15 protein-coding genes are annotated in these 17,204 nt (G+C 67.4%); 6 read left to right on the plus strand and 9 right to left on the minus strand.

The genetic code is table 11. From position 1 onward, the window contains the following. Nucleotides 1-11: 11 nt before the first annotated feature. Entirely contained in the window at nucleotides 12-830 is an 819-nt protein-coding gene (locus JCQ34_RS13140; RefSeq protein ID WP_286398110.1) for a shikimate 5-dehydrogenase, read from the minus strand. Between the two features lie 40 nt (nucleotides 831-870). Then, nucleotides 871-2,319 carry a glycoside hydrolase family 3 N-terminal domain-containing protein gene (locus tag JCQ34_RS13145; RefSeq protein WP_286404510.1) on the minus strand — a complete coding sequence of 483 codons (1,449 nt, stop codon included), beginning with the start codon at nucleotides 2,317-2,319 and terminating at the stop codon, nucleotides 871-873. A 376-nt stretch (nucleotides 2,320-2,695) separates the two neighbouring features. Here JCQ34_RS13145 and JCQ34_RS13150 point away from each other — a divergent pair, with 376 nt between their 5' ends. Together JCQ34_RS13150 and JCQ34_RS13155 are read left to right on the plus strand one after the other, a co-directional pair. Then, a complete protein-coding gene (locus JCQ34_RS13150; RefSeq protein ID WP_286398112.1) occupies nucleotides 2,696-3,847 on the plus strand; it encodes a glutamate--cysteine ligase in 1,152 nt (383 codons plus the stop codon). Nucleotides 3,848-4,009: 162 nt separating this feature from the next. Then, entirely contained in the window at nucleotides 4,010-4,687 is a 678-nt protein-coding gene (locus JCQ34_RS13155; RefSeq protein WP_286398113.1) for a CPBP family intramembrane glutamic endopeptidase, read from the plus strand. Nucleotides 4,688-4,764: 77 nt separating this feature from the next. On the opposite strand, the gene tsaD is transcribed toward JCQ34_RS13155, so the two are convergent. Genes tsaD through JCQ34_RS13185 form a run of 6 tightly spaced genes read right to left on the minus strand, consistent with a single transcriptional unit; the run spans nucleotide 4,765 to nucleotide 10,018 of the window. Beyond that, nucleotides 4,765-5,856 carry a tRNA (adenosine(37)-N6)-threonylcarbamoyltransferase complex transferase subunit TsaD gene (tsaD, locus tag JCQ34_RS13160; RefSeq protein ID WP_286398114.1) on the minus strand — a complete coding sequence of 364 codons (1,092 nt, stop codon included), beginning with the start codon at nucleotides 5,854-5,856 and terminating at the stop codon, nucleotides 4,765-4,767. Further along, the gene (rimI, locus tag JCQ34_RS13165) at nucleotides 5,853-6,347 is read right to left on the minus strand and encodes a ribosomal protein S18-alanine N-acetyltransferase (protein WP_286404512.1); all 495 of its coding nucleotides are present in this window, start codon (nucleotides 6,345-6,347) and stop codon (nucleotides 5,853-5,855) included. The genes tsaD and rimI overlap by 4 nt, the downstream gene beginning before the upstream one ends. Before the next feature lie 20 nt (nucleotides 6,348-6,367). Next, nucleotides 6,368-7,039 (minus strand): tRNA (adenosine(37)-N6)-threonylcarbamoyltransferase complex dimerization subunit type 1 TsaB, encoded by a 672-nt coding sequence (tsaB, locus tag JCQ34_RS13170; protein WP_286398116.1) that lies wholly within the window; start codon nucleotides 7,037-7,039, stop codon nucleotides 6,368-6,370. Further along, nucleotides 7,033-7,635 (minus strand): tRNA (adenosine(37)-N6)-threonylcarbamoyltransferase complex ATPase subunit type 1 TsaE, encoded by a 603-nt coding sequence (tsaE, locus tag JCQ34_RS13175; RefSeq protein ID WP_286398118.1) that lies wholly within the window; start codon nucleotides 7,633-7,635, stop codon nucleotides 7,033-7,035. Before tsaE ends, tsaB begins: the two co-directional genes overlap by 7 nt. Further along, the gene (gene alr / locus JCQ34_RS13180; RefSeq protein ID WP_286398120.1) at nucleotides 7,632-8,870 is read right to left on the minus strand and encodes an alanine racemase; all 1,239 of its coding nucleotides are present in this window, start codon (nucleotides 8,868-8,870) and stop codon (nucleotides 7,632-7,634) included. The genes tsaE and alr overlap by 4 nt, the downstream gene beginning before the upstream one ends. 56 nt (nucleotides 8,871-8,926) lie before the next feature. Further along, a complete protein-coding gene (locus JCQ34_RS13185; protein WP_286398121.1) occupies nucleotides 8,927-10,018 on the minus strand; it encodes a carbohydrate kinase family protein in 1,092 nt (363 codons plus the stop codon). Between the two features lie 90 nt (nucleotides 10,019-10,108). Between JCQ34_RS13185 and JCQ34_RS13190 the strand changes: the two genes are divergently transcribed. From JCQ34_RS13190 to JCQ34_RS13205, 4 genes are all read left to right on the plus strand, one after another. Next, nucleotides 10,109-11,548 carry a 6-phospho-beta-glucosidase gene (locus JCQ34_RS13190; protein ID WP_286398123.1) on the plus strand — a complete coding sequence of 480 codons (1,440 nt, stop codon included), beginning with the start codon at nucleotides 10,109-10,111 and terminating at the stop codon, nucleotides 11,546-11,548. Nucleotides 11,549-11,612: 64 nt separating this feature from the next. Continuing rightward, nucleotides 11,613-12,878 (plus strand): D-inositol-3-phosphate glycosyltransferase, encoded by a 1,266-nt coding sequence (gene mshA / locus JCQ34_RS13195; RefSeq protein ID WP_286398125.1) that lies wholly within the window; start codon nucleotides 11,613-11,615, stop codon nucleotides 12,876-12,878. Between the two features lie 78 nt (nucleotides 12,879-12,956). Continuing rightward, entirely contained in the window at nucleotides 12,957-14,633 is a 1,677-nt protein-coding gene (locus JCQ34_RS13200; RefSeq protein WP_286398127.1) for a formate--tetrahydrofolate ligase, read from the plus strand. A gap of 621 nt (nucleotides 14,634-15,254) precedes the next feature. Continuing rightward, nucleotides 15,255-15,800: an endonuclease domain-containing protein gene (locus JCQ34_RS13205; RefSeq protein ID WP_286398129.1), complete on the plus strand. Its 546-nt coding sequence runs from the start codon at nucleotides 15,255-15,257 to the stop codon at nucleotides 15,798-15,800. Between the two features lie 303 nt (nucleotides 15,801-16,103). On the opposite strand, the gene JCQ34_RS13210 is transcribed toward JCQ34_RS13205, so the two are convergent. Further along, nucleotides 16,104-17,189 (minus strand): inositol-3-phosphate synthase, encoded by a 1,086-nt coding sequence (locus tag JCQ34_RS13210; RefSeq protein WP_286398131.1) that lies wholly within the window; start codon nucleotides 17,187-17,189, stop codon nucleotides 16,104-16,106. Between the last annotated feature and the right edge of the window lie 15 nt (nucleotides 17,190-17,204).

The following is a 17,204-nucleotide window of genomic DNA, read 5'->3' on the forward strand; positions in this document are numbered from 1 at the left end:
CCCTCGCGCAGCTACTGGGCGCGCATGAATTCCTCGGCGGCCCGCACCTGCTCTCCCGTCGGCCTTACCCCCGTGTACAGGACGAACTGCTCCAGCGCCTGGATGGTGGCCACCTCCGCACCGGTAATGACTGGCTTGCCGGCTGCCCTGGCAGCGCGGATCAGCGGCGTTTCGGCAGGCAGCGCCACCACGTCGAACACCACGCGGGCGGCCTCGATGGCTTCGGCAGGAAAAGCCAGGCTGTCCGCTTCCGCCCCTCCCGCCATGCCGATGGGGGTGACGTTGATGATCAGGTCGGCCGTCCCGCCGTCGAGCGCTGCACGCCACTGGAAGCCGTACTGGTCGGCGAGCGCACGCCCGGCGCCCTCGTTCCGGGCGATGACGGTGACGTCCTTGAAGCCGGCGTCCCGCAGGGCAGCGACCGTGGCCTTCGCCATCCCACCCGCGCCCTGGACCAGCACCGAATAGTCGGTGGGCACCGCATTGGCGGCCAGCAGCTGCTCGATGGCCGTGTAGTCGGTGTTGTACGCCTTGAGGTGCCCGTCCGTGTTCACGATGGTGTTCACGGAGTCGATGGCCTTGGCGGACGGATCCATCTCGTCCACCAGCGCGATGACGTCTTCCTTGTATGGCATGGAGATGGCGCAGCCGCGGATGCCCAGCCCGCGGACACCGGCGATGGCCTGCTCCAGGTTGGTGGGCGCGAACGCCTTGTAGATCCAGTTCAGGTCCAGCTGGCCATACAGGTGGTTGTGGAACCGGGTCCCGTTGTTGCTGGGCCGGGCCGAGAGCGAGATGCAAAGGGTCATGTCTTTATTCAGAATGGGCACCAGACCATTAAACCCGCGTTCGCCCGGCGCCGTGGTGCGGTCAGGGGCAGCCGGTTCCCGCAGGGAAGGGCCCGACGGCGGCGGGAAGCTTCCCAGGGGCGGGCGCCTTCCCTGCCAGGACGGCGGCCAGTGCATCGAAAGCGGCGTCGGTATGCCCATAAAGTGCCAGTTTCACCGGCGCAGTGGAGCCCTGGAGCGGCCACGGGGCATCCAGGGCCACCGCGATGTCGCCCCCGGCCGGTTTTCCGCCGAAACCGATCAGGTTGACCAGCGGTCCCGAACCGGTCTTGACGCCGGCGCGGGCGGCTGCGGCTTCGAACCGCTCCCGGTCCCCCGGTCCCCCGCCGGCCACACGCACGGAGCCGGGCACCAGCGGTCCGGCGCAGGGGCCGGACACCACCGTGACGGCAGACGCCGACACCTGGGCCGACAAGGCGGCAGCACTTCCGGCCGGAGCACCGGCGCCCGGCGTTCCGGGAGCAGGCTTGGTCCGGGCATGCCAGATCATCATGGTGGCCACCCGCTGCGCTGCCTCATCCAGCCGGGCGGCGGGAAGGGTGCCCGCGGCGACGGCCTGGACGATGGCGGCATGGGCCTGTGCCACGTCCGCCGGCATCAGCAGCAGGTCGGCGCCGGCGGCGAGCGCCTTCACCGCGGCAGCCCCAGCCGGGTATTGGTTGTCCACCGCGCCCATGTTAAGGGCATCAGTCACGGCCACCCCCTTGAAGCCCAGCCCCCTCAGTGCCGCGTAACTCGGGGCAGAGAGCGACGACGGCACGCCGGGTTCCAGCGCAGGCACGGCGATGTGCCCGGTCATGATGATCGGCAGGCCTGCGCCCACGGCGGCCTGGAAGGGCTTCCAGTCCCGGGCCCTGAGAGCGTCGATGCCGGCCGGCTGCACGGGAAGGCTCAGATGCGAATCTGCAGTCACGGATCCGTGTCCCGGGAAGTGCTTGACGCTGGGAAGCACGCCGGCGTCCAGCATGCCCTGCGAAAAGGCCACGCCGTGGGTGGCCGCTGCCACGGGGTCGGCGGACATGGAGCGGGCCCCGATGGTGGGGTCGCTGGGACCGATGGTTACATCGGTGTCGGGGGCGAAGTCCAGATCGAAGCCCAGCGGGGCCAGCTCAGCCGCCAGTCCCTTGCCGCCTTTGCGCGTGAGGTCCGGGTTTCCGGCGGCACCGTAGCTCATGGGAGTGGGCCAGTCGGTAAGGGGCGCCCCGAGGCGTGCCACGGCACCGCCTTCCTGGTCCACCCCGATGATCCCCGGCCAGCGCCGGCCGTCGGCCGCAACAGCCTGCAGCAGCCGCTGGTTCACGGCTCCCATGGCGGCCACGTCGACGTTTCCCTGGCCGTCCAGCGGCACGTTGTCGCCCATGATGATGGACCCCGCAAGATGCAGGCGCTGGATGAGCGCGGCGTGGGCCTCCACCTGATTGCCCTTGAAGAACGGCAGCAGGACCTGGCCGGCCTTTTGCTCCGGCGACATCGCCGCCACGGCCGCCGCGGCGGCGTCCTGGTCCCGCTGCTCCGGTCCCCACCCCAAAGGCCGGGAACCCGGATCGGGTGACGGAGAAGCTGAAGGAGGTTCCGGCGTCGTACTTGCCGGTGCCGCTGGGGACGCCTCGGTGGGCGGCGCGGAGGACGACGGCGGGGCCGCGTTCGGGGATGGGGAACACGAGGCCAGGGCGAGGGCTGACAAGGCCAGGAGGAGGGGGAAGAATTTGGCAGGGCTGTGACGCAGGGGGAATGGTGCCATCAATAGGATGCTACCCCTGCCCTATAGACTTGAAACACCCGTTCGCCTGCCGGCAGCAGCCTGTGAGCGGCATCAGCCAGCGGCAAACCGGAGAGTAAGGAAACGTGTGAAGATCGACTTCGCGTCATCGAGGCAGTCGACCCTCGGTGTTGAGTGGGAGCTTGCCCTGGTGGACGGAAAGACGGGCGAGCTCGCCTCCGTGGCCAACCAGGTGCTCCGCGGCGTGGCCTCCCGCCACCCCGAGCTCAACGAAGACGACGAACATCCGCACATCAAGCAGGAGCTGCTGCTGAACACGGTGGAACTGGTCACGGGTATCTGCGAGACAGCGGCCGAGGCCAAGGAGGACCTCAGCCGGTCCGTCGCCGCTGTCCGCGAAATCACAGATCCCATGGGCGTGGAATTGTTCTGCGCCGGCAGCCATCCCTTCAGCCCGCCGCAGCTGCAGCCGGTCACCGACAAGGCGCGCTACGCCAAGCTTATCGACCGGACCCAGTGGTGGGGCCGGCAGATGGTCATTTACGGCGTCCATGTCCACGTGGGGCTGGACCGCCGGGACAAGGCCCTCCCCGTGCTGGACGGCCTGCTCAACTACTTCCCGCATTTCCAGGCGCTCTCCGCGTCCAGCCCGTATTGGGGTGGCGAGGACACCGGCTACGCGTCCCAGCGCGCACTGATGTTCCAGCAGCTTCCCACCGCCGGACTGCCCTTCCAGTTCAAGTCCTGGGCAGAGTATGAGTCCTACGTGCAGGACATGTTCACCACGGGCGTCATCGACACTATCTCGGAGATCCGGTGGGACATCCGGCCTGTTCCCGCCCTGGGCACCATTGAGATGCGCATCTGCGACGGCCTGGCCACGCTGGAGGAAGTGGGCGCCATCGCGGCCCTCACCCAATGCCTGGTGGACGAGTTCTCCACCATCCTGGACAACGGCGGCACCATCCCCACCATGCCGCCATGGCACGTCCAGGAGAACAAATGGCGCGCCGCCCGCTACGGCATGGACGCCATCATCATCCTGGACGCCGCAGGCCGCGAGCAGCTGGTCACCGACCACCTGCTGGAAACGCTGAACCGGCTGGAACCCGTGGCGGCCAAGCTGCGCTGCTCCGACGAGCTTGCCGATGTGGAGAAGATCATCCGCCGCGGCGCCGGTTACCAGCGCCAACGCCGCGTGGCCGAGGAAAACGGCGGAAACCTGCAGGCCGTGGTGCTGGACCTGGTCAAGCAGATGCGCAACGGCCCCACCGCCTGACTTGCCCTATCAGATATGGCTCCCAAACCGCCGGTTTGGGAGCCATATCTGATAGAGCAACTGGTGTTTGAGGGGTTTGATGGGCCTTTGGGCCCTGCCCGGCCCCGCAGTACGGGGCAATTCTTCGTGTAGGCGTGTGAGTTCCTGCGGGAAGGAGGCTGGGTGTCCCCTACGGTTCCTGTGGGCAGCCGGACCGGCCGGCTCCTTCCCCTCATAGGCGTGCTGCTCGTGCTCTTCGCCGTGGCGGCGCTCTGGCCTTTGCTGGCTGCTGCCACGGAGCAGGCCCAGCCTCCGGTTCAGATCGCCGCCAGCCTTGCACCCTTCGTGGTTTCCTTCGGGTCCGTTGCCCTGGCAGGCCGGGCTGAGGGGATCAGGTTCGCCGCCGCCGTCGGGTTCTCCACGCGGCATGCCGGGCTGCAGCTTCTGACTGCCCTTGCGCTCCTGGCCGTCACGCTGGCCGTGACCCTGGCCTTGGCCGCGCTGGGCTTCCACATGTTTGGCGAAGGCCAGACCGGATTACTGCCCTTCCTGTACGCGGCACTGCGCAGCTTTCTGCTGGTGGGGTTTGGCGAGGAGTTCATTTGGCGCGGCTACGTCCTGGGCGCGCTGCGCCGGAACCTGCGCTCCGGGGCAACCGGCGTGCTGCTGTCCTCGGCGCTCTTCGGACTGTGGCATTACCCCGGCGGCCAGGACGTGCTTCAGGTCCTGGTAACCATGTTCTTCGGTGTGCTGTGGAGCGCTGCCCGGATAAAGATCCGGCACTGCTCAACGTTCGCCACCGGAACTGCCCATGGCCTGCACGACGTGGCGTTGCTTGTCATCGCCACTCTCACCGCCTGAGTTGCTCTATCAGATATGACTCCTAAACCGCCGGTTTGGGAGCCATATCTGATGGAGCATCCGGCGGTTTGAAGGGCTCAGGCCGGAAGGGACACTGCGGTGACCGGCATCGACGAGTCCGGGGCGAACCCGATCCCGCTGGGCTCGACGCCCGCCATCACCAGCTGGGCACCGAGGGCGGCCACCATGGCGCCGTTGTCCGTGCAGAGGTCCAGCGGCGGAACATGCAGCCGGATGCCGGCGGAGGCGCAACGCTGCCCGGTGAGTTCCCGCAGGCGGGAGTTTGCGGCCACGCCGCCGCCCAGCAGGACGTCCTTGATGCCGTGCTCGCGGCAAGCCAGGACCGCCTTGGACGAAACCACGTCCACCACCGCCTCCTGGAACGCCGCCGCGATGTCTGCCACGGGGATCTCTTCCCCGCGCGCCTCGAACTGCTCCACGCACCGGGCTACCGCCGTCTTAAGCCCGCTGAAGGACCAGTCGTACCGGTGCGGCCCGGGCTCATCCGCCGTGCCCATGTACTTGGGCTGGGTGAGGCCGCGGGGAAAGCGGATCGCCTTCGGGTTGCCGCTGCGGGCCATTTTGTCGATGGCGGGTCCGCCCGGGTAGCCGAGCCCCAGGATGCGTGCCACTTTGTCGTATGCCTCGCCGGCGGCGTCGTCGATGGTGGAGCCGAGGAGTTCCACGTCGCTGGTGATGCTGTTGATCCGCAGGATTTCGGTGTGGCCGCCGGACACCAGCAGGGCCCCCAGGTTTTCCGGCAGCTCCTGCTTCCGGCCGCTCGCGCGGTCATCCAGGAGCCCCACGCCGACGTGCGCCACCAGGTGGTTGATCGCGAACAGGGGCTTTCCGGTGGCTACGGCGAGCGCCTTGGCAGCGCACACGCCCACCATCAACGCGCCGGCAAGCCCGGGTCCGGAGGTGACCGCGATGGCGTCCACTTCCTCCAGGCTCACCCCGGCGTCCGCCAGGGCCTGCTCGAGGGTGGGGACGAAGGCGTCCAGGTGCGCCCGGGAAGCGATCTCGGGGATGACCCCGCCGAAGCGGACGTGCTCGTCCATGGAGGACGACACCGTGTTGGTCAAGAGTTCAGTGCCACGGACGAGGCCCACGCCGGTTTCGTCGCAGGACGATTCGATGCCCAGCACCAGGGGCTGCGTACGGTTCATGCCTGGCCTGCTTCCGTTGCTTCGTGGCCTTCGGGGTGCGGTGCGGTCAGCTGGAGGCGCATGATGAGGGCGTCCACGCCGTCGCGGTAATAGCGGGGCCGGATATGGATCTGTTCGAAGCCAAACCGCACATACAACTGCTGCGCCCGGGGGTTGTCGGCACGGACCTCCAGCAGGACGTCCGCGGCGCCGCGCTGCCGCGCCTCATCGATCAGGTGCGTGAGCAGCGTGCTGCCGATGCCGCGCCCCTCATAACCAGGGACGACGGCGATGGTTTGGACGTCCGCTATGGGCTCGATGCACATCAGGCCGGCGTACCCTACGATGCCGTCGCTGCCCTCCGCCACCAGGTAGCGGCGGGTCTCCGGCTGGGAGAGCTCGTCCAGGAACATTTGCACGGGCCAGGCGTCAATCGGGAAGAGCCTGTGTTCGAGAACGCCGACGGCGGGCACGTCGTCCAGGGTCATGTCGCGGATGGTGATTCCGGCCATGCGGGGGTCCGGGATGGTGGTCACAATGCCCGCTTCCGTGGTCCGGGAACCTGCGCGTCCGATTCGCGCAGGTAGAGGGGGGTGGAGTCCAGCAAGGTATGTCCGGAGGCGAGCCGCGCGAGCGCGAACTGGCCAAGGTACAGGGCGTCCGGCTGCTCGCCGGCGAACTCGGGGTGCGCCTGGAGCGTCTCGGCGTAGAGCCCGGCACCCGCACCGAAGGCTGGCAGGTCCGGCAGGTCTGCCGCAAACCCGACGTGCGGGCCGTCCTCCAGTTGGGGCAACTGGGCATCACTTAGGCTGTAGCGGGCCCAGTAGACCTCCTTGCGGCGGGCGTCCGTGACCACCAGGAACTCGGAAGGCGCCGCCGTGGACTCCGCAACTTCAAGGGCCACGGCGTCCAGGCTCATCACGCCGTGCAGGGGCTTGCCCCAGACGAATGCCAGGGTGCGCGCCGTGGCAATGCCCGAACGTAGCCCGGTGAAGGGGCCGGGACCCACGCCCACCACGATGGCGTCGACGTCCTGCCCCTTGACTCCCGCCTCGGACAGCATGGTGTGGATGCCCGGGGCGAGCACCTCCGCGTGGCTGCGGGTGTCCTCCGTGGCGAAGCTTGCCACCACGCTTTCCGGGGCATCGTCCGACACCAGCGCGGCGCTGGCCACGGCCGACGTATCAATGGCGAGGATCAGCACGGGTTGCTCCCTTCCGGGCTTCCGAGTTCGGGAGCGGTTTCCCACCGGGGCCCATAGCCGCGCATCACGATAGTGCGGGGTTCGTCAGTGTCCTCGCCGTCGAAGTCCAGGTTCACGGAGGTTCCCGGCCCGGTGGTCCCCCGCCCGATGCCACCCAGTCCGATGGCACGGTGCAGGTCGATCTCCAGCCGGCTCTCGCTCAGGTGTTCCACCCGTTCGTGCCCCCACTCCACCACCGTGACGGAGGAGTCCATGGTGTTTTCAAGGTCGATGTCATCGATCTCCGCGGCCGAGCCCAGCCGGTACGCATCCACGTGGACCAGGTCCGGTCCGCCGGGACGCGGACCGCCCGGCAGGTTGGGATGGATCCGGACCAGGACGAAGGTGGGCGAGATGATGCCCGGGCGAACCCCCAGGCCCTCGCCCAGCCCCTGCGTGAAGGTGGTCTTCCCGGCACCAAGCTCGCCGGAGAGCACCAGCAGGTCCCCGGCCCGCAGCACCCCCGCCAAGCGGGCGCCGAACGCGTGGGTCTGTTCCGCCGTCGTCGCCGTAAACGTCTTTTCCCAGTTGGCCGCCAACTGCCCGGGCGCGCTCATGCGGCTCCTGCCTTGCCGGGCACGCCCGCCAGGCCCTGGCTGTTGTCCGCCGGCTGGTCCTCGTTGATAAAACGGCGGGGAACGCGTGGGCTGATCCGCGTCACCACCTCGTAGTTGATGGTTCCGGCGGCGCGCGCCCAGTCGTCAGCCGTGGGCCCACCGTCCGCGCCACTACCGAACAGTTCCGCTTCGGTGCCCTGCAGGCCGGCTCCAGAAGTTTCCGGCCCCAGGTCAATAACCATCTGGTCCATGGCGATCCGCCCCACCACGGGGTAGGTCTTGCCGGCGATGCGGACGGGACCGCCGGTGGCGACGCGGGGAACGCCGTCGGCATAACCCATCGGAATGAGCGCGAGGGTGCTGGCTTCCCTGGTGCGGTAGTGCAGCCCGTAGGAGACGCCCTGCCCCGCGGGAACGGCCTTGCACTGCGACACCAAGGTGCGCAGGGTCATGGCCGGGCGGAGGCCCAGCTCAGCGGACGTGGTCCCATCGAACGGCGAAAGCCCGTAAATGCCCAGGCCAACGCGCACCAGGTCGAAGTGGGTGTCCGGCCGGGACAACGTGGCCGGGGTGTTGGCCAGGTGCCGGACCTCAAGGTCCACGCCCGCATCCTCGGCGATAGCGAGCGCCTCACGGAAGGCTGCCACTTGCTGGTCTGTTTCGGGCCGCTCCGGTTCGTCGGCGACGGCCAGGTGGGAGAAGATGCCCACCACGCGCAGCAGTCCCTGGTCCTGGTATTCCACGGCCTCCCCCACCAGCCGGTCCCAGGTCTCAGGGGTGGCGCCGTTGCGGCCAAGCCCGGTGTCCACCTTCAGGTGGATGCGGGCGGGGCGTTCCTGCTCACGTGCCGCGGCAACGATGCGTTCCAGCTCCCAGCCGGAGCAGCCGATGTCGACGCCGGCAGCCACGGCCGCGCCAAAGTTACTGTCCGTGGTGTGCAGCCAGGCGAGCAGCGGCGCATCGATGCCGGCGGCACGCAGCGCGAGGGCCTCGGAAATGTGGGCCACGCCAAGCCAGGAGGCGCCTGCCTGCAGGGCTGCGCGGGCCACTGGAACGGCACCATGCCCGTACGCATCGGCCTTGACGACCGCCATGACTTTTGCGGGGGAAGCAGCGGCGGCAAGCCGGCGGACGTTGTGCCGGATGGCGTCCAGGTCGATTACGGCGGACCGCTCATGGCGGGGGTCCGGCCCGGAGGCAGCACTGAATTCACCGGTTGTTGCGGGGTAGGTCACCTAATTGATTCTAGTGCGGGCACTTCGCGCCGAATAATCAGGGCCTCCAGCATCACTCAGGCATCCGAGAGGTGCGCGATGGTGGCTGAGGCCCGGCGCTGGGCAGCCAACGGCACGTCCTCGATGATGTCCGCCAGGAACCCGAAGCGCCGCAGCCACTGGCTGGTCTGCCGTTCGGGCCGGGCGTTGGCGCGTTTCCACCAGTCGGCGATGTCCCCCCAGCCCGGTGCTGCCAGGGATCCGCCCACCTCCTGCACGGCCAGCGATGCGCACAGGTTGGCAAACCGCAGCCTGTCCCCCAGCGGCCACCCTGCGAGGGTGCCCACGATGAAGGCGGCGTCAAAGCAGTCGCCGGCTCCCGTGGGGTCGTGGGCCTTGACCGGCAGGGACGGCACCCATTCCTCCTCCCCCGTTTCCGAGTCCACCGCCATGGCGCCCTGCGCTCCGAGGGTCACCACCGCCACGGGTACGCGGTCAGCCAGTGCGTAGAGGGCGTTCCACGGGTTGTCCTTGCCGGTGAAGGCCATGGCCTCGCGTTGGTTTGGCAGGAAGGCGTAAAAGTACTGCAGGTTGTCCAGCCGCACCGGCGCCCATTCCCCGCTGGGGTCCCATCCCACGTCCCCGAACAGCTTCACTCCGGCCGAATGCGCGGCCCGGGCCCACGGTTCCATCTCCAGGCCCACCTCGGCTATGCCGGCGAGCGTGTTGGGCGGGTCTCCGATCAGTTCGGAGTTTGTCACCGGGGCGGAGTGCCCGTGGGTCACCAGGGAGCGGTCCTGGTCCACGCAGAGGGACACGGTGACGGGCGAGTGCCAGCCCGGGACGCGGCGGGACAGGCTGAGATCCACGTGCTCCTGCCCGGAAAGGATCTTCCAGTTGAAGTCCCCGTAGCCGTCGTCCCCAAATGCCGCCGCAAGACCGGTGCGCAGCCCCAGCCTGGCGGCGGCGATGGCTTGGTTCGCCACCCCGCCGGGGCAGCTGCCCATGCCGTCGCTCCAGATTTCGGTGCCGGGTTCGGGCCCGTGCGGCAGTCCGGTGAAGATGATGTCCTGGAAAACGGTCCCGGCGAGCAGGAGGTCGAACCCAGGTTCGCCGTGCGATCGGACGGCAGCCAGCGGATCGAAGGGGCGGGCTGGCATCGCGTCCATAGTGCGAAGGATACGCCGCACCGCCGTGCTGCGGTAGGGCCTTTGGAACGGTCTGGACACGGTGTCAGGGGCCGGTCCTAGACTTCATGCATGCGGCTGATGATCGCTGGCGGCGGGGGTTTCCGGGTGCCGCTCATATACCGGGCTTTGGTGGCCGGTCCCTTTTCCGGTCTGGTCGCCGAGCTGGTGCTGTACGACGTCGATCCTGCCCGGCTGCAGGCCGTCACCTCGGTGCTGCAGAGCATGCCCGCGAGACAGGGTGCGCGGCTTCCCGTGCGTGCCACAACCGTTCTCCCCGAGGCCCTTGACGGTACCGACATGGTGTTCGCGGCGATCCGCCCGGGCGGCACGGCCGGGCGGATCGCCGATGAGAAGGTCGCCCAGGACCTTGGGCTGCTGGGGCAGGAAACCACGGGCGCCGGCGGGATTTCCTACGCCCTCCGGACCATTCCGCACATGCTTGGCCTTGCCCGGCTGATGCGGGAGCGCTGCCCGGACGCCTGGCTGATCAACTTCACTAACCCGGCCGGCATGGTTACGGAGGCGCTCCTCCCTGTCCTGGGCCACCGGGTCGTGGGGATCTGCGACTCCGCGGGCGGTCTGGTGCAGCGGGCCGCGCGTGCTGCGGGCGTCCCCTTGGCTAAGGATCGGCTCGACGGCGTGGGCTACTACGGGCTGAACCACTTGGGCTGGCTGTACCGGCTGGAGTCCGGCGGGAGGGATGTGCTGCCTGGCCTGTTGGCAGACGCCGCTGCCCTGCAGTCGTTCGAGGAGGGCAGGCTCTTTCCGCAGCCGTTCCTGGCCGCACTGGGGCTGCTGCCCAACGAGTACCTGTATTACTACTACCAGCAGGGCACCGCCCGGCGGGCGATGCAGGCCATGGCGCAGACCCGCGGTGAAACCATCCACAGCCAGCAGCAGGAGCTGTATCCGCGTCTGGCCGCGGCAGGGCCTGATGCCTACCGGCTGTGGGAGGAGGCCCGGCGGTCGCGGGAGGAGGGGTACCTGGCCGAGGCACGGCGTGACGGCGAACGCCGGACCGAGGAGGACCTTGCCGGCGGCGGGTATGAGCGGGTGGCGCTGGCTGCCATGCGTGCCCTGGCCGGTGGCGGGGAGGCCCAGCTGATCCTGAACACCCGGAACGCACTGCCTCCCTTGGCTAATCCGGAAACGCGGGCACCCGAACCGGCCCCGGCCGGCCCAGGCCCTTCCCAACCCGCCATTCCCGGCCTTCCCGCGGACGCCGTCGTCGAAGTCCCCTGCACTGTCACCAGCGCGGGCGCCGTCCCGCTGCCGCAGCAGATGCCCGCCGGCGCGCAGCTCGAGCTGCTTAAGCGGGTCAAGGAGGTGGAGCGGTCCACGGTCCGGGCCGCCACAACCGGGGACCGTGCCGCGGCCCTCGCGGCCTTCGCCCGGCATCCGCTGGTGGATTCGTCGGACCTGGCCGCCAGGCTCCTGGCCGGCTACGAACAGGAATTTCCGGATCTGGGGAAGATGTGGGAGGGCGGTGGGCGTTACGGGAAGGAGTAGTGTTTTACCGAATGCGCACTGAACCGGCTCCGCTCACACGCGCCGGCGCCCGGAAGGAGGTTCCATGGCACTGATCCGCAGGGTCGCTTTGCTCTCCCTCCACACCTCCCCCATGGAACAGCCCGGTTCGGGCGATGCCGGCGGAATGAACGTCTACATCCGCGAGCTGGCGTCCGCGCTGGCCGAGGCGGGTGTTGAGGTGGAGATCTTTACGCGCGCCACTTCCGTCGACCAGCCCGCCGTCGAGCATCCCGATCCCGGGGTATGCGTGCACAACGTGCTGGCCGGGCCGCCCAGGAAGATCCCCAAGGAGGAGCTGCCCGGGCTGCTGCACGCCATGGTGGCGGAAATCGAGCAGATCCGCCGGCGCCAGCCGCACGGGCGCTATGACGTGATCCATTCGCACTACTGGGTGTCCGGGATCGCCGGGCTGGAGCTGTCCCAGCTGTGGGGCGTCCCGCTGGTGCACACCATGCACACCATGGCCAAGGTCAAGAACCTTCTGTTGGAGTCCGGCGAACAGCCGGAGCCGCGGCGGCGTGAGCTGGGCGAGCACCGCATTGTGGAGGGCGCGTCCAGGCTCATCGCCAACACCAGTTCCGAGGCCGCCGAGCTCGTCTCCCACTACGGGGCCACCTACGACCGCATCGATATCGCGCCGCCGGGCGTGGACCTCGCCACGTTCACCCCGGCGTTCCGGGCACGGTCCAGGGCGGAGCACGGCGTCAGCCCGGACACCTTCCATCTGGTCTTCGCTGGCCGGATCCAGCGGCTGAAAGGTCCGCAGGTGCTGGTCAAGGCCGCCGCGCTGCTGCGGAAGCGCCGCCCCGACATCGACCTGCGCGTCACCATCCTGGGCGCCTTGAGCGGCAACAAGGAATTCAACCTCCGCTGCCTGATTAAGGAGGCGGGAATGGACGACGTCGTCACGCAGCTTCCGCCCGTCAAGGCACCTGAGCTTGCGTCCTGGTTCCGCGCGGCCGACGTTGTGGTGATGCCTTCCTTCAGCGAATCCTTCGGACTGGTGGCCCTCGAGGCCCAGGCCTGCGGCACGCCCGTGGTGGCCACCCGCGTGGGCGGGCTGTCCCGCGCCATCTTCCACGGCCGCACCGGGCTGCTGGTGGACGGCCACCACGCTGCCGACTGGGCCGACGCACTGGAGGCCCTGTACGACGACCCCGCCACCCGCGAGGACCTGGGGCGTGCCGCCGCCATCCGTGCTCAGAACTCCGGCTGGCAGCGCACTGCCGCCATTACGCTGGAAAGCTACCATGCCGCCGTCGACAACTTTGTGGTCCGCCGCCTGGCCCCGGTGGTTCCCGCTTCCTGACGTTCCTTCGTCCTCCGCCCTGCTCCTGTTAGCTTAGGGGCAGGTCTCCGGCGCGGGCCGGTGCAGGAAAGGACAAGGATGTCAGCGTTTCCTTCTGATCTTGAAATAGCACGTGCTGCCCGGATCCGGCCCATTGGGGACATTGCGGCTGCCGCAGGCGTCAATGCCGACGCCCTGGAGATGTACGGGCGGTACAAGGCGAAGATCGATCCTGGCCGCCTCGCTGCCCCCGCTCCGCACGGCAAGGTGGTGCTGGTGTCGGCCATGTCGCCCACCCCGGCGGGCGAGGGCAAATCCACCACCACCGTTGGGCTGGCGGACTCGCTGGCACGGGCCGGGCACAAGGTGATGATCGCGCTGCGGGAGCCGTCGCTGGGCCCGGTCCTGGGCATGAAGGGCGGCGCCACCGGCGGGGGTTATTCGCAGGTGCTGCCCATGGACGAGATCAACCTGCATTTCACCGGGGACTTCCACGCCATCACGTCAGCCAACAACGCCCTGATGGCGCTGGTGGACAACCATATTTACCAAGGCAACGCGCTGAACATCGATCCACGCAGGATGACGTTCAAGCGCGTCCTGGACATAAACGACCGGTCCCTGCGGGAGGTGGTCATTGGCCTGGGCGGTCCCACGCAGGGCGTGCCGCGCCAGGACGGGTTCGATATCACCGTGGCATCGGAGATCATGGCCGTTTTCTGCCTTGCCACGGACCTTGCAGACCTGCGCTCCCGGCTGGGCCGCATCACCTTTGGCTACACGTATGACCGGGCGCCCGTGACGGTGGCGGACCTCGGGGTGGAGGGTGCCTTGACGCTGCTCCTCAAGGAGGCGGTCAAGCCCAATCTGGTGCAGACCATTGCCGGCACACCTGCGCTGGTGCACGGCGGTCCCTTTGCGAACATCGCGCACGGCTGCAACTCGCTCATCGCCACTCAGACCGCCCGGCGGCTGGCGGACATCGTGGTGACGGAGGCCGGCTTCGGGGCGGACCTGGGGGCCGAGAAGTTCATGGACATCAAGGCGCGGTACGGCGGCCTGGCACCATCCGCCGTCGTGGTGGTGGCTACCGTGCGTGCCCTGAAGATGCAGGGCGGGGTGGCCAAGGACCAGCTGACCCGGCCGGATGTTGCTGCCCTCGAGGCGGGCGTGGTCAACCTGCGCAGGCATGTGCGCAATGTGGAGAAGTTCGGGGTCACGCCGGTGGTGGCCATCAATCAGTTCTCGTCCGATTCGCCCGAGGAACTGGACTGGCTGCTGGCGTGGTGCGCCGCGGAGGGGGTACGGGCGGCCGTTGCGGACGTGTGGGGCCGCGGCGGCGGTGGCGACGGCGGTGACGAGCTCGCCGCATTGGTGGCCCAGGCAGTGGAGACGCCCAGCAGTTTCCGGCATCTGTACCCGCTGGAGCTGCCTGTGGAGGACAAGATCCGGACCATTGCCCAGGAGATCTACGGTGCCGACGGCGTGGACTTCTCCGTTCCGGCACTGAAGCGCTTGGCCGATATCGAGCGGAACGGCTGGGGCTCCCTGCCGGTCTGCATGGCCAAGACGCAGTACTCGTTCACGGACGATGCCTCCCGCCTCGGCGCACCCAAGGGCTTCACCATCCACGTCCGGGACCTGCTGCCGAAAACCGGTGCGGGCTTTATCGTGGCCCTGACCGGCGCGGTGATGACCATGCCGGGCCTCCCCGCCCTCCCCGCCGCCCTGCGGATGGACGTGGACGCGGAAGGCAACCCCGTGGGCCTCACCTAAAACTTCCGCTCACCTTTGGCGGGACTTTTAGAAACGCCCGCTCACCTTTGCCACGTCGTTTAGAAACGCCCGCTCACCTTTGGCAAGTCTTTTAGAAACGCCCGCTCACGTTTGGCAAGTCGTTTAGAAACGCCCGCTCACGTTCTACCGCTTGCTGGTCGCCTGTGGATAACCTCAAACAAGCGCCTTCTGTTTGTATGAGAATGCAGTATGCGATTCCGCCCGCCCCTGCCCGGTCGATTGGCCAGCAGCCCTTTCACGCTCGAGAATTCCAGGAGTGCAGGGCTACACCGCAACCGCTTGCGACGCAGGGATATTCAGCACATCAGCCGGGGACTCTACCGTCCGGCCGGCTGGGATTTCTGTCTTGAGGACGCTGCCCGTGCTCTATCGGAGGCGACGCCCGGAGCGTGGATTTCACACGTAACCTCAGCCAGGCTCCGAGGTTCCCTCCTGCCCGCATGGCTCTCAGACTCCAACGAGCTGCACCTCAGCAAATCCACTGCCCTTCCCGGAGCCCGGAGAAAGGGAATCTATGGCCACAGGGTGATTGTGAAGCCTGGGGAGGTCGAGTTCGTTGAGGGAATTTGGCTCAGCACCAGGGCGCGAACGTGGTTGGACATGGCACGGCAACGTCCTTTGACCGACTTAGTGGCTATGGGAGACGAACTCGTCCGGACACCTCGCCCTGAACTTGAGGGCAGGGAGGGCGCATATTCAACAGTTGAGGAACTGCGGTATTTGGTCGCCCAACACCCAAATCTTCAGGGCGTTGTTCGTGCCAGGCAGGCGCTGGACCTGATACGGGTCGGATCGGACTCTGCGCCGGAAACGTTCCTTCGATTGTCCATGCTGGAGGCAAGCCTGCCCGAACCCGAGTTGCAGGTTCGGCTTCGCCCGGAGGACGCGCGATCGCCGTCTGCTGACCTCGGCTTTCGACGACGGAGAGTTGCAATCCAATACGACGGCGGCCATCACCTGTTGGAACCGCAGCGCATGAGCGATCGGCGCCGGGACAAGGCCTTCGAAGCGGCTGGGTGGACCGTCGTCATTATCGATAAGGCCGATCAGGAAGATGATTTCGCGGCTGCCATCAAGAAGATCAAGCGGGCTTTGAGTAGTTCAACGGTCGATCCCTCAATCAGCTCAGGGTTCGCCAGCAAGTGATTCAGCAGCTCTTGCCTTTCGCACCTCTGAACATTATTCCCGGCCCTTTTGCGCCTGCCAGAGGACAATACGCTTAGTCACCCGAGCAAGGCCACCGAATGTGAGGGCGTCCAGGCAAGACATGCCAAACGTGAGCGGGCGTCGTCAAAACTCCGGCCAAAAGTGAGCGGGCGTTCCTGGAAGACGCGTCAGAGTTGAGCCGGGGTTAGTAAAAAACATGCCAAATGTGAGCGGGCGTGTTAACGGAGGACGCTCCCCCACAGGTGAACTGGTGAGGGAGCGTCCTAAAGCGGTGCGTAAGGGTTAGCGCTCTACGTCGCCGCGGATGAAGGCTTCGACCTTTTCGCGGGCGAGGTCGTCGTTGAACTGCTCCGGCGGGGACTTCATGAAGTAGCTCGACGCCGACAGCAGCGGGCCGCCGATGCCACGGTCCAGGCCGATCTTGGCGGCCCGGATCGCGTCAATGATCACACCTGCGGAGTTCGGGGAATCCCACACCTCCAGCTTGTACTCCAGCGACACGGGGGCGTCACCGAAGTTGCGGCCCTCCAGGCGGACAAAGGCCCACTTGCGGTCATCGAGCCACTGGACGTAGTCGGACGGGCCGATGTGCACGTCCTTGGCAGCCAGTTCGGCCTCGACATTGGAGGTCACAGCCTGGGTCTTGGAGATCTTCTTGGACTCCAGCCGGTCACGCTCCAGCATGTTCTTGAAGTCCATGTTTCCGCCGACGTTCAGCTGGTACGTCCGGTCCAGGGTCACGCCCCGGTCCTCGAACAGCTTCGCCATCACGCGGTGGGTGATGGTGGCGCCAATCTGGCTCTTGATGTCATCGCCCACGATGGGCACACCGGCGGCGGTGAACTTGTCAGCCCACTCCTTGGTCCCGGCAATGAAGACCGGCAGGGCGTTCACGAAGGCAACGCCGGCGTCGATCGCTGCCTGGGCGTAGAACTCGGCAGCCTGCTGCGAACCGACCGGCAGGTAGCAGACCATGACGTCAACCTTGGCGTCCTTCAGGGCCTGGACCACGTCCACGGGCTCTTCGGTGGACTGCTCGATGGTCTCCAGGTAGTACTTCCCCAGCCCGTCCAGGGTGTGGCCGCGCTGGACCGTCACACCGGTGGGGGGAACGTCGGCGATCTTGATGGTGTTGTTCTCGCTCGCCGAGATGGCATCGGAAAGGTCAACGCCGACCTTCTTGCCGTCCACGTCAAACGCGGCGACGAACTCAACATCACCCACGTGGTACGGGCCAAACTCAACATGCATCAGGCCCGGAACAGTATCCGCAGGATCGGCGTCCTTGTAGTACTGGACGCCCTGCACCAGCGAGGCGGCGCAGTTGCCCACGCCAACGATTGCAACACGAATGGGATGTGAAGACACAGAACTCCTTTGGGG

This window comes from Pseudarthrobacter defluvii (genome assembly GCF_030323865.1).
In the GTDB taxonomy this organism is placed as follows: Bacteria; Actinomycetota; Actinomycetes; order Actinomycetales; family Micrococcaceae; genus Arthrobacter; species Arthrobacter sedimenti.

Bases quoted from the DNA above. Each gene is read 5' to 3' on its own strand.
- tsaE (WP_286398118.1), bottom strand. From the start codon at position 7,635: ATGAGCGCGCCCGGGCAGTTGGCGGCCAACTGGGAAAAGACGTTTACG.
- mshA (WP_286398125.1), top strand. From the start codon at position 11,613: ATGGCACTGATCCGCAGGGTCGCTTTGCTCTCCCTCCACACCTCCCCC.
- JCQ34_RS13205 (WP_286398129.1), top strand. From the start codon at position 15,255: ATGGCACGGCAACGTCCTTTGACCGACTTAGTGGCTATGGGAGACGAA.
- rimI (WP_286404512.1), bottom strand. From the start codon at position 6,347: ATGGCCGGAATCACCATCCGCGACATGACCCTGGACGACGTGCCCGCC.
- JCQ34_RS13200 (WP_286398127.1), top strand. From the start codon at position 12,957: ATGTCAGCGTTTCCTTCTGATCTTGAAATAGCACGTGCTGCCCGGATC.
- JCQ34_RS13190 (WP_286398123.1), top strand. From the start codon at position 10,109: ATGCGGCTGATGATCGCTGGCGGCGGGGGTTTCCGGGTGCCGCTCATA.
- JCQ34_RS13145 (WP_286404510.1), bottom strand. From the start codon at position 2,319: ATGTCGCCGGAGCAAAAGGCCGGCCAGGTCCTGCTGCCGTTCTTCAAG.
- tsaD (WP_286398114.1), bottom strand. From the start codon at position 5,856: ATGAACCGTACGCAGCCCCTGGTGCTGGGCATCGAATCGTCCTGCGAC.
- JCQ34_RS13185 (WP_286398121.1), bottom strand. From the start codon at position 10,018: ATGGACGCGATGCCAGCCCGCCCCTTCGATCCGCTGGCTGCCGTCCGA.